The organism is Nocardia sp. JCM 38205 (assembly GCF_058222935.1).
The window spans coordinates 291,917-307,370 of sequence record NZ_JBYHFL010000005.1 but is presented as its reverse complement, the minus strand read 5'-3'; the positions used below and the strand labels follow the sequence as shown (position 1 = coordinate 307,370).

The window sequence follows — 15,454 nt, the reverse complement described above, 5'->3', positions numbered from 1 at the left end:
CGCGCCACGCACGCGACACCGCGCATCGGCGCGATAGTCCCAGGTGGGTCTCGCTACCGGCTGCGCGCGGCCACCGCTTCGTCGTGGCGGCGATGGGCACGGTGCAGCAGCTCCATCAGTTCGTCCTCCTGCCGGATCCGTCGCCGGTACTTCTCCGGCAGCGCGCGCAGCCGCTGCTCCTCGCTGCGCAGCAGCCCGAAGATCCGGTCGCGTTCGGCCTGATCGGCGGTGTAGCCGAGGTCGAGGTAGTCGGTGGCGTGCCTGCGGGCATTGGCCACGGCCTGCTGGGCGCGCCCGCGCGGACTGATCACCGACACCACCACGGTGACCACCAGCACCAGCAGGATCACCAGCAGCGACGCACCGGTACTGATCTCGCCCACATGCACCGGATCGCCGTTGTTGATGAACGGCAGATTGTTCTCGTGCAGCGCGTGCAGGATCAGCTTGACGCCGATGAAACCGAGGATCGCCGCCAGTCCGAACGACAGGTAGATCAGCCGATCGAGCAGGCCGTCGATCAGGAAATACAGCTGCCGCAACCCCATCAGCGAGAACGCGGTCACGGTGAACACCACGTAGACGTTCTGGGTGAGCCCGAAGATCGCCGGAATCGAATCGAGCGCGAACATCACGTCGGTACCGCCGATGGCCACCATCACCAGCAGCATCGGGGTGAGCATGCGCTTGCCGCCGCGCACGGTGAACAGCTTGTCGCCGTCGTAATCGGGAGTGGTGCGAAACCATCTCTTGGCCACCCGGATCACGATGTTGTCCGCCGACCGGGTCTCGGTTTCCGCCGGAGCCAGCATATTGCCCGCGGTGACCAGCAGCAGCAGGCCGAAGATGTAGAACACCCAGGCGAAGGCGTTGATCAGCGAGGCGCCGAGGAAGATGAACCCGGTCCGCGCGATCAGCGAGAACACGATCCCGACCAGCAGCACCTTCTGCTGGTACTCGCGGGGAACGCGGAAACTGCCGATGATGACGAGAAAGACGAACAGGTTGTCCACCGACAACGCCTTCTCGGTGACATAGCCGGCGAAGTACTCGGTGCCCATCTGCACGCCGCCGAAGATCAGCACCACGAACCCGAACACCACCGCGATCCCCACATAGATCGCCGACCAGATCGCCGCCTCGCGCAAGGTGGGGGTGTGCGCCTTGCGCACGTGGAAGAAGTAGTCGAACAGCAGTAATCCGGCGATCAGGACCAGGGTCGGGATCCATACCGCGGTCGATACCTGCATCTTCCCTCCGGATCGTGGACGACGAAGCCGATCGGGCGTCGGGGGTGTGGCGGCGGGACGGCCCGCTCGCGCTACCGCGGTCCGGCCCGCCCGCTGCCACAGCCGACTGCTCCGAACCTACTCGATCCGGGTCGCGACATGGGCGAACCCGACCGGAACCGGTCGCCGATCAGCGCGATCCGGGCGGCGCGGGCACCGCACCGCGTGCGCGCACCAGCCGCACCGCCAGCGGCACACCGAGCAGTCCCATGCCGACGGCGCCGTAGCAGGCGGAGGCGGGCAGATCCAGGAACACGGCGTGCGCCAGCGCCGAACCGAGCCAGGTCCACCCGAACGCCGCCACCGGCACCGCGTTTCCGCCGCGCCGCCACGGGGCCGTGCGTTCCCAGCCGGTGAGCAGCACCGCCATCAGCGTCGCCACCAGCAGCCAGCCCAGATAGTTGGTGAGCGGAATGTGTTCGATGCCCGGCAGTCCCGCGTCGGTGACGCACCAGCTCCAGTGACCGTCGGCGACCATCTGCGGGTCGAGAAACAGATCCCAGCCCACCGCGCCGACCGCGGTGACCGGGATCCGCCGCCACGTCCGGCCGGTCAGCAGGCCCGCGACCATCCAGATCGGGTACACCCCGCCGGTCCAGGCCAGCGGGACCACCAGCGGAACACCGGCGATGGCAGGCCCCAGCCGATCGGTGGCGTAGTCGTAGCAGCCGAACGGTATCCCGGTCGCGGTGCCGATGATCTCGGCGAGCAGGCCGCTGCCGGACACGATGATCAGGACGCCGAGCGCGTAGCGCGGGCCGCGGGTGTAGGCGGCGTGGGTCAAGGCGGTCGCGGCCGCGAGCACGACCACCGTCACCGTCACCCGGTCGCGGTCCGCGCCGCTGGTCAGGGGGTAGGCGATCTGGCTGAGCACCCACGCAACGGCGAGTGCGCCGGGAACGAGCGCACCGATCTCCGGTCGGTGGCCGCGGGACGCGACCGCCGAGAACCGGCCGAGGCCTCGGTCGGTCGCGGCGTGCCGGACGCGGCTCATCGTCGCAACAGCCGCGCGAACCGACCCTGATCGCGCAGCACCAGCCGCGCGGCGGTGCGGCCGCTGGCCCCGGACACGCCGCCGCCGGGATGGGTCGAGGCGCCGGTCAGATACAGCCCAGGTGCGCCGGGCACCCGCTGCCCCGACAACTCCGGCAGCGGCCGCCACAGCATCATCTGGTCCAGCGACATCTCCACATGCATGACGTTGCCACCCAGCAACCCGAGTTCGCGCTCCAGATCGGCAGGGGTCTGCACGAATCGGCGCAGCACCGAATCCGCGAAACCGGGTGCGTAGGAATCGACTTCGCCGATGATCCGGTCGGCCTCGGCGTCGGCGAGCGCGGCCCAGTCGGCGCCGTCGGCGAGCCGGTAGGGATGCCACTGCGACCACAGCGACAGCTGATGCTCACCCGGCGCGGCGATACTCGGATCCAGCGCACTGAAACTCATCGCCAGCACCACCGGCCGCGGCGGCAGCGCACCGGCCAGCGCCGCGCCGTGCGCCGCCCGCAGCTGCCTGCGCTCGGACACCAGGAATTGCAGCCCGCGCGCCGATTCCCGTGCCGAGCTACCGGGGTAGGCGGGCAGCGCGTCGGTCGCGGCACGCACCACCATCCCGATGCCGGGCCCGACCCGGATCCGGCGGCGCCAGTCCGCCAGCGTCGCGGCGTCGAAACCGCCCGCACCCAGCAGCTCCAGCGTGGTCAGGATGTGGGTGCCCGCGATGACGGCGCGCGCGGTGAGTTCCCGGCCGGAGGCGGTGCGCACCCGCCAGCCCTCGCCGTCGCGGCGCATCTCGGTCACCGCGTCACCGCTGGTCACCACCCCGCCGTCGGACCGCAGCCGCGCCACCAACGCCGAGGTCAGCGCGCCACTACCGCCGACAGCGCGCCCGGGCGGCAGCGTGTGCATCAGTGCCGCGAAGCCCACCATCGGCGCGGTCCCCGGCTCCGACATGGGCGGGCCGGACTGCGCGCCGAACCAGGCCAGCGATGCCTTGAGCCGCTCGTCGTCGAACAGGCCGTCCAGCAGCGCGTCACCGGATTGCAGGAATTCGTGTGACAGCGCGCTGCCGCCGGCACTCGCGTCCAGCCCCCAGAACGAGCGCAGCAGATGCCCGGGCGTCGGGCCGCCGCCGAACGCGCGCATCACCCGCGCGCTGCGCGGACCCCAGTCCCGCACGAACCGGCGATAGGCATCGGCCTCGCGTTCCCCGCAGGCCGCGGCGATGGACGCACAGGTGCGGTCGAGGTCGCGATGGAACACGATGGGCGCGCGGCCGTCCGGGCCCGCGGGCGTGAAACCCCATGGATCGCAATCGATGTAGCGCAGCCCGAAGCGCGCCAGGTCCAGCTCCTCGATGATGCCGGTGTGTCGGATCATGATGTGCGCCGAGGACCCGCGATCGACCAGATGCCCGGGGAATCGCTCGACCGTGGAGACCGCACCGCCGAGCACCTCGTCGCGCTCGAGCACCTCCACCCGCTGCCCGGCCCGCGCCAGATAGCAAGCCGCGACCAACGCGTTGTGGCCGGAACCGACGACCACGATCGTCATCGCGAGCTCACAGCGGCAGCCGCCGGCCCAGGATGGCGAACTCCCTGGTGTCCCCGGCGAAGATGAAATGCCGCACCACATCGCCGAACCCGGCGCGCCGGTACAGCCGCCAGGCCCGGTTGTCCTCGGCGTCGACCTCGGGGGTCGACAGCAGCACCGCCCGCTCGGGCCGATCCCGCAGCAGCCGCTCCAGCAGCGTCGAGCCGATGCCGCGACCCTGCGCCGACGGGTGCACATGCAGTTCGGTGAGCTCGAAATAGTCCGACAGCAGCTCCCGTGCCGAATGCTCCGGCCAGCTCGACCGCCGCATGCCCGTATAGACCTGCTGCTGCCACCACTGATGCGGTGCGCCCCGGTACCCGTAGCCGATGGCCACGATCGGCGAGGTGCGCACATCGAAGTAGCCGGAGTCGTCGGGGATCACCGCGGCCACGGCCTGCCAGCCCGCGCGGGAGGTGTGTTCGGTCCACATGGGCGCGCGGTGGTGTTCGGTGCCGCGCGGGTAGTCCATCGCCGCGACGTACACCGCGAGCGCGTCGTGCAACCGGGCACGCAGCGCCGTGACCGAGAGGTCGACGACGACGGGTGCGGGCGTGTGATGTGGCTTGACGGCGGTCATGGCTCTCGTGTCGTGGGGACGCTCGACATGCGAGCGGGAAAACGTGTCGGTGGTCGTCTCTATATTCAAGCTCAATTCAAACGTTCGAATACCTGTTCGGTTCGTGCGGTGCCGACCGTCCGGTCGGCCATCGGTCTCGGGCCGGGGTGTGCGACTGGTGGAGGGACGGCTGATGTCTGGTCGAAACGTTCATCCGGGCCGGCCCGGGCGCGCGGGCATGCTGCTGCGCCGCGCCGACGGGCTGTTGATGGAAGCGGCGGGGGAGCACGATCCACGCGAACGTTTCCGCACCGCCTATCTGGCCGCCCTGCGCGGTGCGGGCGCCGTGCTCGCGGCCACCGGCGCCGATGCCGCGCCGCGAGCGCGATCGCGCAATGCCTGGGTGATGCTGCAACGCGCGGCCCCGGAATTCGTGATGTGGGCCGACTACTTCAGTGCCCATTCCGAGACGCGGGCCGCGCTGGAGGCGGGCCTGCCGCGCGAGATCGGACACACCCAGGCCGACGAGTTCTACTCCCGGGTCGGCGCGTTCCTGCACGACGTGGAGGATTTGATCGCGCCCGCCGCCCGTTTGCGTGGCCCGGCGGAGCCCGACTTCGGGATCGGTCCGCGAGTTATCGGCGAGTAGGTGGTACGGCCCTGATCGAACTCGTATCATTGGAGACAGATAGCCGCCAAGGTCGGCTATCTGTCGCCTACCCGGAGGCGACAGCCACGTCCTAGTGCCGGGGGAGGTACCGTGCCACTCTCCGAGCACGAGCAGCGCATGCTCGAACAGATCGAGAGCGCGCTCTATGCTGAGGATCCGAAGTTCGCCTCGTCCGTCCGCGGCGGACGCCTTCGTACGACCTCGAGTAGACGCAGACTTCAGGCCGCCGCCTTGTTCGTCCTCGGCCTGTTCCTACTCGTCGCAGGTATCGCCGCACCGGTGAAGCCGGGCGGCTTCCCGATCATCAGCCTGATCGGATTCATCGTCATGTTCGGTGCCGGAGTGCTGCTGCTGCTCGGTGGCTCCAAGAAGGCCGGCGGCGGCGATCGCGGTGGCGACGCGCCGTCGAGCGGTCCGTCCGGCCCCGGCTCCGGTGGGCGCGGACGTCAGCGCCGGTCCGGCGGCTTCTCCGAGCGCATGGAAGATCGCTTCCGCAGAAGGTTCGAGCAGGAGTAACCTCCGCTCGCCCGAGCTCTACTCCGAACGGCGGTGCGGTACCGGATTCCCGGTGCCGCACCGCCGTTCGTCTGTCTGTCCACACCCCTTGGCGTCCACGGCGTGTCGAGCCGACCGGTCGGCACGGGCCGGCTCGGCCCGCTGAGCCCCACATCGCCCCACGATCGCGCCCCACCTTCCCCCACCGCTCCTCGATCCGAGGGCACACCAGGGAGTTTGCTGGTTGTTGTCGGGGTGGGTCGATGTGGACGCGCGCGGGGAGGTGAAGCGCCGGAAAAGTTCTTCCACACAGTGATAGCTGGGATGACCTGCGGAATCGCCGAAGCGGGGAGCCAGATCACCCCGTGTTTCGATTGAAAGTGGGGGAAAGTGGGGTAATGTGGAGCGCGCACTACAGGAGAGGCCGTAAGGCGCTCGGCCGGAGCGAGTTCCGGCCATGCGTGATCGAGGTGGTCCGGTAGGGAGGTGTCGAGTTGTTTCTCGGTACCTACACACCTCGATTGGACGACAAAGGGCGACTCACGTTGCCTGCGAAGTTTCGAGACGATCTGGCGGGAGGGTTGATGGTCACGAAGGGGCAGGACCACAGCCTTGCCGTGTACCCCAAAGAGGAGTTCACCGCGCTCGCGCGGCGAGCCGCGGCGGCGTCTCGGAGCAACCCGCAGGCACGGGCGTTCGTCCGGGCTCTCGCGGCAGGCACGGACGAACAGCGTCCGGACGCTCAGGGCCGGATCGTGCTGTCGGCGGATCATCGTCGCTACGCCAACCTGTCACGGGATTGCGTGGTGATCGGTTCGGTCGACTTCCTCGAAATATGGGACAAGCAGGCGTGGGAGTCCTACCTCGCCGAACACGAGGAGGACTACGCACAAGCCAGAGACGAGTCGCTGGGCGGGATCTTCTAGCCCGTACGAGTGCCACGCGGCCTCTGCCCGGATGCGGACCCTGACGTACTTCCCCGACGCCAGGTGCCGCTTCGGTCAGAGACCACGGGGCATTCGTCACCGACATCCGGTCCGAATCCCGCAGCATTCGCTGCTCCGCAATCCAGAGCAATCACTCACGACAGCACGACCCATCTACCCGCGGTGTTCGCCGAAAACACTGCGGAACAAGGCGACCCGATATCGGTGCGTGACGAAGCGAGGCAAGATCCGGGAGGTCGAGGTGAACCGTGAACAGCACGGCCCGCGCCATGTCCCGGTCCTGCTGCAGCGCGCCGACGAATTGCTCGGGCCCGCGCTCGGCGAACCCGGCGCCGTCTACCTCGATGCCACCCTCGGATTGGGCGGGCACGCAGAACATTTCCTGCGCAGCTACCCGCGGATCCGGCTGGTCGGGCTCGACCGCGACACCGATGCCCTCGCGCTCGCGGGCGAGCGACTGCGGCCATACCAGGACCGAATCACCCTGGTACACACCCGTTATGATGGAATCCCCGATGCCCTCGCCGAGGCCGGGCTGTCGGCCACCGGTTCGGTCAGCGCCATCCTGATGGACCTCGGTGTCTCGTCCATGCAGCTGGACGAGACCGATCGCGGCTTCGCCTACTCGGTGGACGCCCCGCTGGACATGCGGATGGATCCGACCACCGGCCCCACCGCCGCCGACGTGCTCAACACCTACAGCCACGGCGAGCTGGCCCGGATCCTGAAAACCTATGGCGAGGAACGTTTCGCGGGCCGCATCGCGAGCGAGATCGTGCGACGCAGGCAGCAGCGGCCGTTCACCACCAGCGCGCAGCTGGTGGAACTGCTCTACGACGCGATCCCCGCCGCCACCAGGCGCACCGGCGGGCATCCGGCCAAACGCACCTTCCAGGCGCTGCGGATCGAGGTCAACGGTGAGCTGGAATCGCTGCGCGCCGCACTGCCCGCGGCGCTGAACGCACTGCGAGTGGGCGGGCGGATCGTGGTCATGTCGTATCAGTCACTCGAGGACCGCGTCGTCAAACATGAACTGGCCCAGCGTGCGGCCTCGCGCACGCCGGTCGGCCTGCCGATGGAACTGCCCGGCATGGGGCCGGAATTCCGGTTGCTCACCCGCGGCGCGGAGCAGGCCACCGAAGCAGAGATCGAGGAGAACCCGCGCGCCGCCCCGGTACGGATGCGCGCGGCAGAACGGATTCAGGAGGGTGCATGAGCAGGGCGACGACGACGCTCGGGCAGCCTTCCACGGGGAGACGGGGGGCGGTCCGCACGAGCGGGTCGGTGCCCGCGGGCAGCTCGGCTGAGCGAGCAGAGCGGCCCGGTCAGGCCAAAGGAGGGCACAGCGTGAGCGTACGGACACCGACCGTCGCCGAGCCCAGGCGGATCGCCCGCCGAGTGCAGGCCGCCGAGCGGGTGAAATCGGGTGCGGCGCAACGCGCCTACGCCCGCCGCAAGCTGCGCGCCGAAGGGGCAGGCGCCTTCGATGCGGTGCTGCCGCGCGGTTCGGTCATGGCCACCCGCATCCCGTTCGTCGCGGCGATTCTCGCCCTGCTCGGCTGCGGGCTCGCGCTGACCCTGCTGCTCACCACCCGTGCCGCGGAGGACAGCTACCTGCTCAGCGATGCCAGGAAGCTGAACCAGACCCTCGCCGACGAGCGGGCCGCACTGCAACGGGAAGTGGAGGCCGCCGATTCGGCGCCCGAACTCGCCGCGCGGGCCAGGGAACTCGGCATGATCCCGGCCAAGGACCCGGCGCGCCTGGTGGTCGGGCCCGATGGCAGCATCATCGTCATCGGTGACCCGAAGCCCGCCGAGGGCGCACCGGTGCCGCCGCTGAACCCGCCGCCCACCCGCGCCGCGGACCGCCCGGGGGCGCCGCAGAGTCACGGCGAACGAGTCGTCCCGGTCACCTCGACGCCCCGCGCTCCGGCCGCGCGTCCGGACGGCGCCCAGATCAACGCCGCCCCGCCGGTGGGAGCCGGGTTGACGCCTGCCGCGCCGAGCCCTGCGGCGCCGAGCCCCGCGCCCGCCGGCGCTCCGGCACCGGAAGGCGCAGCTCCGGGCCAGGCCGGGGCGTCGGCGCCCGCTCCGGCCGGTGCTCCCGCACCAGCGCCCATTCCCGCAGGTGCCCCACCCGCTCCGGCGGATCCGGCCGCGGGCCCGGCACCCGCTCCGGTCGACCCGGCCGCGGGCCCGGCACCGGTCCCGGCCGCCGCCCCGGTCCCGCCGGCCGACGCTGCACCGGCCCCGGCAGACGGAGCGCCCGCTGCCGCACCGGACCCTGCCACGGTTCCGGCCCCAGCAGGAGCACCGGCCGCGGCACCGACACCGGCACCTGCCGCGGCGCCGATCGCGCAGTCACCGGCGGCGGCCACCGCGTCGGCGCCTGCGGCTCCGGCCCCCGCCCAGATGCCGGATCAGTCCGCGGCTTCGGCCCCGGCCGCCGGCCCGGTCGCCGGGCCTGCCGCGGATCAGCGGCAAGACACTGCCGAGGTGCCGGTCCCGGCGCCGAACGTCCCCGCTCCGCCGTCGAATCCAGGTCCCGTCGAAGGGCAGGGCATGGCTGCTGAATCAGCCCCCGCCGCACCGGCTCTCATCGAGAACGCGCCCGGGCAACCCGGCGTCGCGCCCGCCGTGCGGCCGACCGCTGGCGAGGCCGCACGATGAGGCGGCCCGGACCCGCGAAGCGTTCCCGTCGCGGGCCGGTGAACAGACGCAGGCCTGCGGCGCCGCAGCTGGACCGGCCGGTGCGGATGCGGTTGGGGGTTGGGCGGATCGCGATGTTCGGCGCGCTCGCCGTCGTCGCGATCCAATTGCTGTGGGTGCAGAGCATTTCGGCGCCGGGACTGTCGGCGCAGGCGGCCAGCCAGCGCACCGCGCACTGGGTGGACGAGGCCATGCGCGGGCCCATCACCGACCGTAACGGCAAGGCGCTCGCGTTCACCGTCACCGCCAAGGAACTGCACTTCCAGCCCGTGAAGGTGCGCAAGGATCTGGCCGAGGCCAAGGCCAAGGACGATTCCGCGCCCGATCCCGAGCAGCGGCTGCGCGATATCGCCGCCACCATTCACGAGAAACTCGGTGACAAGGGGCCCAGCGAGAAGAAACTGCTGGAACTGCTCAACAGCGACGAGCAGTTCGTGTATCTGGCCCGCAATGTCGACCCGCGCGTCGCCGCCGAGATCGTCGTCGAGTTCAAGGAGGTCGGCGCCGACTCGCAGAATCCGCGCGAGTACCCGGGCGGATCGCTGGCCGCCAATATCATCGGCGCCACCGGCTGGGACGGCCACGGCCAGATCGGGCTGGAATCGTCGATGGATTCGGTGCTCGCGGGCACCGACGGCTCGCACACCTACGACCGCGGCGCCGACGGCGCGGTGATCCCGGGCAGCTGGCGCGACCGGGTGCCCGCGGTCAACGGCTACGGCGTCGAACTCACCCTCGATTCGGACCTGCAGTACTACGTCCAGCAGCAGGTGCAGCAGGCCAAGGACCTCTCCGGCGCGCAATCGGCGTCGGCGGTGGTGCTGGACGCCAAGACCGGCCAGGTGCTGGCGATGGCCAACGACAACACCTTCAATCCGTCACTCGGGCCGGAGCATTGGAAACCGGAAGCGCTGGACAACCCGTCGGTGACCCATGCCTTCGAGCCCGGCTCGGTGAACAAGATCGTCACCGCCGCGGCCGCCATCGAATACGGACTCACCAACCCGGACGAGGTCCATCAGGTGCCCGGCCAGATCCATATGGCAGGCGTCACCGTCGGCGATGCCTGGGAACACGGCGTCGCGCCCTACACCACCACCGGGATCTTCGGGAAGTCGTCCAACGTCGGCACGCTGATGCTCGCCCAGCGCGTGGGTGAGGACCGCTTCGCCGACATGCTCACCCGGTTCGGCCTCGGCCAGCGCACCGGCGTCGGCCTGCCCGGCGAGAGCCCGGGTCTGCTGCCCGCGCGCGACCAGTGGTCCGGCGGCACCTTCGCGAACCTGCCGATCGGCCAGGGCCTTTCGATGACGACGCTGCAGATGACCGGCATGTACCAGGCCATCGCCAACGACGGCCTGCGGATCCCGCCACGCATCGTCCGCGCCAAGATCGCCCCCGACGGCACCCGCACCGAGGAACCCACCCCCGAGGGCGTGCGGGTGGTCAGCCCACAGACCGCGCAGACCCTGCGCACCATGTTCCAGGCGGTCGTGCAGCGCGATCCGATGGGCGTGCAGATGGGCACCGGCGTGCCCGCCGCGGTCGAGGGCTATCGGATCGCGGGCAAGACGGGCACCGCGCAGAAGGTCGACCCGGCCTGCGGCTGCTATTCGAGCTCGTCGTATTGGATCACCTTCGCCGGGATGGCCCCGGCCGAGGACCCCCGCTACGTCATCGGCATGATGCTCGACGCCCCGGTCCGCAGCGCCGACGGCAGCGGCGGACAGTCGGCGGCCCCGCTGTTCCACAACATCGCGTCCTGGGCGTTGCAGCGCGACCGCATCCCGCCCTCCACCGAGCCTGCCAGGCGTTTCGTGCTGCAGGCCTCGTGAGTTCATGCCACTGCCCGCCATCGCTGGACCTGCCGCGACCGGTGTCGCGGTGGGCTGGCGCGGGTGCGGCGGACCCGAATCCGTGAACCGCGTTGCCTGCCGCGAAGCAGGCGTCGGTAACCTGACTCGTCGTCGGTGTACGCACCACAAATCGCAGAGAGGAACCTTGTGCCCGCGCAGTCCAGCCAGCACGCGCTACGACCGGCCGAGCCGACGTCGTCGACGCTGCCCGACCTGCTGGATCTGACCGGCGCCGAGCTGCGCTCGGACCTGCCGTCCGGCCTGGTGATCACCGGTATCGAACAGCGTTCGGACGCGGTGCTCCCCGGCGATCTGTTCGCCGCGCTACCCGGCGCCAAGGCGCACGGCGCACGGTTCGCCCGCGCCGCCGTCGAGCGTGGCGCGGTGGCGGTGTTCACCGATGCCGAAGGCGCCGGGCTCGCCGGTGAGCTCGGGGTGCCGGTGCTGGTGCGGGAACGCCCGCGCGAGGTGCTCGGCGAGCTGTCGGCCGCGATCTACGGCCATCCCTCCGATCGGTTGCGCATCGTCGGCATCACCGGGACCTCCGGGAAGACCACCACCTCCTATCTGGTGGAGGCCGGGCTGGCCGCCGCCGGACTGTCCACCGCGCTGATCGGCACCATCGAGACCCGCATCGGCGGACGCCGGGTGCCGAGCGCGCTGACCACGCCGGAGGCGCCGCAGCTGCACGCGATGTTCGCGCTGATGGTCGAACAGGGCGTGGACGCGGTGGTGATGGAGGTGTCCAGCCATGCGCTGGCCCTCGGCCGGGTCGACGGCGTGCGGTTCGCGGTGGGCGGGTTCACCAATCTGTCCCAGGACCACCTGGATTTCCACGCCGACTTCGAGGATTACTTCGCCGCCAAGCGCAGGCTGTTCGAGCCGCAGTCGCCGGTGGCCGCGCGCACCTCGGTGATCTGCGTCGACGACGAATGGGGCAGGCGCCTGGCCGACGGGCTGGACGCACCGATCACCGTCGCCACCACCGGCCCCGCCGACTGGCAGGTCGCGGGCACGGTGCGCACCCACGGCGGCGAACAGGAATTCACCGCGGCCGGCCCGCACGGCGAAACCGATGTGCGGCTGCGGCTTCCGGGCCGCTACAACGTCGCCAACGGGCTGCTCGCGCTCGCGCTGTGCGCGGCTGCGGGTGTCGAGCCCTCGGCCGCCGCGCCTGCCCTTGCCACCGTCGACGTGCCGGGACGGATGCAGCGAGTGGAACGCGGCCAGGACTTCCTCGCGCTGGTCGACTACGCGCACAAACCGGCGGCGGTCGAATCGGTGATCGCCACGCTGCGTGCGCATCTGGCCGAAGCGGGCGCGGGCGGCAGGCTCGCGGTGGTGGTCGGCGCGGGCGGCGACCGCGATGCGGGCAAACGGACGTTGATGGGCGCGGCCGGCGCGCGCGGCGCCGATCTACTGATCATTACCGACGACAATCCGCGCACCGAGGATCCGGCGGCCATCCGGGCCGCCCTGCGCGCAGGCGCGCTCGGTGTGCCGGAATCCGAGCGCGGCGAGATCCGCGAGATCGGCGACCGGGCCGCAGCCATCGAAACGGCGGTGGCCTGGGCCCGCGCCGGTGACGTGGTGCTGGTCGCGGGCAAGGGACACGAGGCAGGGCAGGAGATCCACGGGGTGAAGCACCCGTTCGACGACCGCGAGGTGCTCGCGGCCGCGATACAGCAGCGAAGTCCGCAGGGTTCGGACGCGGAGGACTTGACGGTTTCATGATCGAGATGACACTGCGGGATATCGCGGACGTCGTCGGCGGCACGCTGCACGACGTCGCGGACCCGGAGGTGACGGTGACCGGTTCGGTCGAATTCGACTCGCGCAGAATCGGTCCCGGAGATGTTTTCCTCGCCCTCCCGGGTGAGCGCGCCGACGGCCACGATTACGCGGCCGCGGCGGTCGAGGCCGGTGCGGTCGCCGTGCTGGCCGCGCGTCCGGTGGGTGTACCCGCGATCGTGGTCGCGCCCAGCCCCGGCACGTTGCCCGCGAATTCGGCGGTGGTGGCAGGCGATACCGACGGCTCCGGCGCGGCGGTGCTGTCGGCGCTGGCGAAGCTGGCGCGCGCCAGCGTCGAACGGTTGGTCGCCGCAGGCAGTTTGACCGTCGTCGGCGTCACCGGCTCCTCCGGCAAGACCTCCACCAAGGATCTGCTGGCCGCCGTACTGGCGCCGCTGGGCCCGGTGGTGGCCCCACCCGGCTCGTTCAACAACGAACTCGGCCATCCGTGGACGGCCTTGCGTGCCGACGAGACCACCCGGTTCCTGGTGCTGGAGCTGTCCGCGCGCGGTGTCGGCCATATCGCCGCGCTCACCGAGATCGCCCCGCCGAACATCGGCGTCGTGCTCAATGTCGGCACCGCCCACCTCGGCGAGTTCGGCAGTCGTGCGGCGATCGCCAAGGCCAAGGGCGAACTGGTCGAGGCACTGCCCTCGACCGGCCTCGCCGTGCTCAATGCCGACGACTCACAGGTCGCGGCCATGACCGCACGCACCGAGGCCAGGGTGGTCATGGTGGGGCAGGCCGAACGCGCCGATATCCGGGCCACCGACGTCGTCCTCGACGATGCGGCCAGGGCGCGGTTCACCGTGCACACCCCGGCCGGGAGCGCGCAGGTGCGGCTGTCGGTGCACGGCGAACATCAGGTCGGCAACGCGTTGTCGGCGGTGGCCGTGGCCCTCGAATGCGGCGCGGACCTCGACACCATCGTCGCGGCGCTGGCCGGAGCCCGTGCGGCCTCGGCCCGCCGGATGGACGTGCGCACCACCTCCGAGGGTCTCACCGTCGTCAACGACTCCTACAACGCCAACCCGGATTCGGTGCGGGCCGCGCTCAAGGCGCTGGTCACCATGTCCAAGGCAGGTGATACCCCGCGCCGCAGCTGGGCGGTGCTCGGTGAGATGGCCGAACTCGGCGCGGAGTCGGTGATCGAACACGACGCCATCGGACGTCTCGCGGTGCGGCTGGATGTGGACCGGCTCGTCGTGGTCGGCACCGGCCGGCCCTCCCGGGCGATGCATCAGGGTGCGGTGATGGAAGGCTCATGGGGCGAGGAATCGGTCCTCGTCCCCGATATCGGCGCGGCGATCGCGCTGCTCGACGACGCGGTCGAGCCGGGTGATGTGGTGCTGGTCAAGGCGTCGCAGTCGGTCGGCCTGTGGGCCGTCGCCGAGCATTTGACCGGCGATGCTCGCCCGGATGGACGCAGGGGTAGCGCGGAGGCAGTGCGATGAGACAGATTCTGTTCGCGGCGGGGATCGCGCTGGCGGTGTCGATTCTGTTGACGCCCCTACTGATCAAGATGTTCGCCAAGCAGGGGTTCGGCCAGGAGATCCGGGTCGATGGCCCGGCCAGCCATCAGGCCAAGCGCGGCACGCCGACCATGGGTGGCGTCGCCATCATCATCGGTATGTGGGCCGGGTACCTCGGCTCGCACCTGATCGGCATCGGCTACGACGCCGAAGGTCCGTCGGCCTCGGCGCTGCTGGTGCTCGGACTGGCCACGGCGCTGGGCGCGGTCGGATTCGTCGACGATTTCATCAAGATCCGCAAGGGCCGCAATCTCGGCCTGACGGCCGCCGGTAAGTACATCGGCCAGCTCACCGCCGCGGTGGTGTTCGGTGTGCTGGCCTTGCAGTTCCGCGGCGCCAGCGGCTTGACCCCGGCCAGCAGGCATCTGTCCTACGTCCGCGACATCACCACGGTGTCGATGGGCGTGATCGTGTTCCTCGCCTTCGTCTGCCTGCTGGTGGTGGCCTGGTCGAACGCGGTGAACCTGACCGACGGTCTCGACGGCCTGGCCGCCGGATCGATGAGCCTGGTGCTCGGCGGATACGTGATCATCACGTTCTGGCAGTACTACCACGCCTGCGAGACCAAGCCGGAGACCGGCTGCTACAACGTGCGCGACCCGCTGGACCTGGCGCTGGTGTGCGCCGCGGGCGCCGCGGCGTGCATGGGTTTCCTGTGGTGGAACGCGGCCCCGGCCAAGATCTTCATGGGCGACACCGGCTCGCTGGCGCTGGGTGGCCTGCTCGCCGGCCTGTCCATCACCACCCGCACCGAACTGCTGATGGTGGTCATCGGCGCGCTGTTCGTCGCCGAGGCGGCGTCGGTGGTGTTGCAGGTCGCGGTGTTCCGCACCACGCGCAACCGGTTGTTCAAGATGGCGCCGTTCCATCACCATTTCGAATTGAGTAAATGGGCGGAGACGACGGTGATCATCCGGTTCTGGTTGCTGGCCGCGATGGCCTCCGCGGTCGGACTCGGCCTGTTCTACAGCGAATACCTCTCCGCGGTCGGGTGAGCTGACAATGGTCGAACAT

Annotated in this window: 13 protein-coding genes; 9 read left to right on the top strand and 4 right to left on the bottom strand. The window is 70.3% G+C overall.

Annotation, left to right across the window (positions count from 1 at the left end; all coding sequences use genetic code 11):
• Window positions 1–53: 53 nt before the first annotated feature.
• From AC4HOU_RS20305 to AC4HOU_RS20290, 4 genes are all read right to left on the bottom strand, one after another.
• Window positions 54–1,250, bottom strand: a complete 1,197-nt coding sequence (locus tag AC4HOU_RS20305) for a TerC family protein (protein ID WP_163815608.1) — start codon at window positions 1,248–1,250, stop codon at window positions 54–56.
• A 169-nt stretch (window positions 1,251–1,419) separates the two neighbouring features.
• Window positions 1,420–2,202, bottom strand: a complete 783-nt coding sequence (locus AC4HOU_RS20300; protein WP_490725069.1) for a carotenoid biosynthesis protein — start codon at window positions 2,200–2,202, stop codon at window positions 1,420–1,422.
• 77 nt (window positions 2,203–2,279) lie between these two features.
• Window positions 2,280–3,842 carry a phytoene desaturase family protein gene (locus tag AC4HOU_RS20295; protein WP_163815604.1) on the bottom strand — a complete coding sequence of 521 codons (1,563 nt, stop codon included), beginning with the start codon at window positions 3,840–3,842 and terminating at the stop codon, window positions 2,280–2,282.
• Window positions 3,843–3,849: 7 nt separating this feature from the next.
• Complete coding sequence (locus AC4HOU_RS20290; protein ID WP_163815602.1) at window positions 3,850–4,461, bottom strand: GNAT family N-acetyltransferase; 612 nt, start codon at window positions 4,459–4,461, stop codon at window positions 3,850–3,852.
• 172 nt (window positions 4,462–4,633) lie between these two features.
• On the opposite strand from AC4HOU_RS20290, the gene AC4HOU_RS20285 reads away from it, so the two are divergent.
• From AC4HOU_RS20285 to mraY, 9 genes are all read left to right on the top strand, one after another.
• A complete protein-coding gene (locus tag AC4HOU_RS20285; protein ID WP_228807086.1) occupies window positions 4,634–5,089 on the top strand; it encodes an SAV_6107 family HEPN domain-containing protein in 456 nt (151 codons plus the stop codon).
• A 111-nt stretch (window positions 5,090–5,200) separates the two neighbouring features.
• Window positions 5,201–5,626 carry an SCO2097 family morphological protein gene (locus AC4HOU_RS20280; RefSeq protein WP_163815600.1) on the top strand — a complete coding sequence of 142 codons (426 nt, stop codon included), beginning with the start codon at window positions 5,201–5,203 and terminating at the stop codon, window positions 5,624–5,626.
• 473 nt (window positions 5,627–6,099) lie between these two features.
• Window positions 6,100–6,531 (top strand): division/cell wall cluster transcriptional repressor MraZ, encoded by a 432-nt coding sequence (mraZ, locus tag AC4HOU_RS20275; protein WP_036535307.1) that lies wholly within the window; start codon window positions 6,100–6,102, stop codon window positions 6,529–6,531.
• Between the two features lie 262 nt (window positions 6,532–6,793).
• Window positions 6,794–7,768 carry a 16S rRNA (cytosine(1402)-N(4))-methyltransferase RsmH gene (gene rsmH / locus AC4HOU_RS20270; protein WP_194992563.1) on the top strand — a complete coding sequence of 325 codons (975 nt, stop codon included), beginning with the start codon at window positions 6,794–6,796 and terminating at the stop codon, window positions 7,766–7,768.
• Between the two features lie 131 nt (window positions 7,769–7,899).
• On the top strand, window positions 7,900–9,222 hold the full coding sequence (gene ftsL / locus AC4HOU_RS20265; RefSeq protein ID WP_175585975.1) for a cell division protein FtsL: 1,323 nt from the start codon (window positions 7,900–7,902) through the stop codon (window positions 9,220–9,222).
• Window positions 9,219–11,096, top strand: coding sequence for a peptidoglycan D,D-transpeptidase FtsI family protein (locus AC4HOU_RS20260; RefSeq protein WP_195021074.1), 1,878 nt, complete (start codon window positions 9,219–9,221; stop codon window positions 11,094–11,096). Before ftsL ends, AC4HOU_RS20260 begins: the two co-directional genes overlap by 4 nt.
• 168 nt (window positions 11,097–11,264) lie before the next feature.
• The gene (locus tag AC4HOU_RS20255; RefSeq protein WP_490724938.1) at window positions 11,265–12,851 is read left to right on the top strand and encodes a UDP-N-acetylmuramoyl-L-alanyl-D-glutamate--2,6-diaminopimelate ligase; all 1,587 of its coding nucleotides are present in this window, start codon (window positions 11,265–11,267) and stop codon (window positions 12,849–12,851) included.
• On the top strand, window positions 12,848–14,362 hold the full coding sequence (locus AC4HOU_RS20250; RefSeq protein WP_490724937.1) for a UDP-N-acetylmuramoyl-tripeptide--D-alanyl-D-alanine ligase: 1,515 nt from the start codon (window positions 12,848–12,850) through the stop codon (window positions 14,360–14,362). Before AC4HOU_RS20255 ends, AC4HOU_RS20250 begins: the two co-directional genes overlap by 4 nt.
• Window positions 14,359–15,435: a phospho-N-acetylmuramoyl-pentapeptide-transferase gene (mraY, locus tag AC4HOU_RS20245; RefSeq protein WP_138446661.1), complete on the top strand. Its 1,077-nt coding sequence runs from the start codon at window positions 14,359–14,361 to the stop codon at window positions 15,433–15,435. The genes AC4HOU_RS20250 and mraY overlap by 4 nt, the downstream gene beginning before the upstream one ends.
• Window positions 15,436–15,454 lie beyond the last annotated feature (19 nt).

Coding starts and splice junctions, on each gene's coding strand:
- AC4HOU_RS20305 (WP_163815608.1), bottom strand. CDS start 1,250: ATGCAGGTATCGACCGCGGTATGGATCCCGACCCTGGTCCTGATCGCC.
- AC4HOU_RS20295 (WP_163815604.1), bottom strand. CDS start 3,842: ATGACGATCGTGGTCGTCGGTTCCGGCCACAACGCGTTGGTCGCGGCT.
- AC4HOU_RS20290 (WP_163815602.1), bottom strand. CDS start 4,461: ATGACCGCCGTCAAGCCACATCACACGCCCGCACCCGTCGTCGTCGAC.
- AC4HOU_RS20285 (WP_228807086.1), top strand. CDS start 4,634: ATGTCTGGTCGAAACGTTCATCCGGGCCGGCCCGGGCGCGCGGGCATG.
- AC4HOU_RS20260 (WP_195021074.1), top strand. CDS start 9,219: ATGAGGCGGCCCGGACCCGCGAAGCGTTCCCGTCGCGGGCCGGTGAAC.
- AC4HOU_RS20250 (WP_490724937.1), top strand. CDS start 12,848: ATGATCGAGATGACACTGCGGGATATCGCGGACGTCGTCGGCGGCACG.
- mraY (WP_138446661.1), top strand. CDS start 14,359: ATGAGACAGATTCTGTTCGCGGCGGGGATCGCGCTGGCGGTGTCGATT.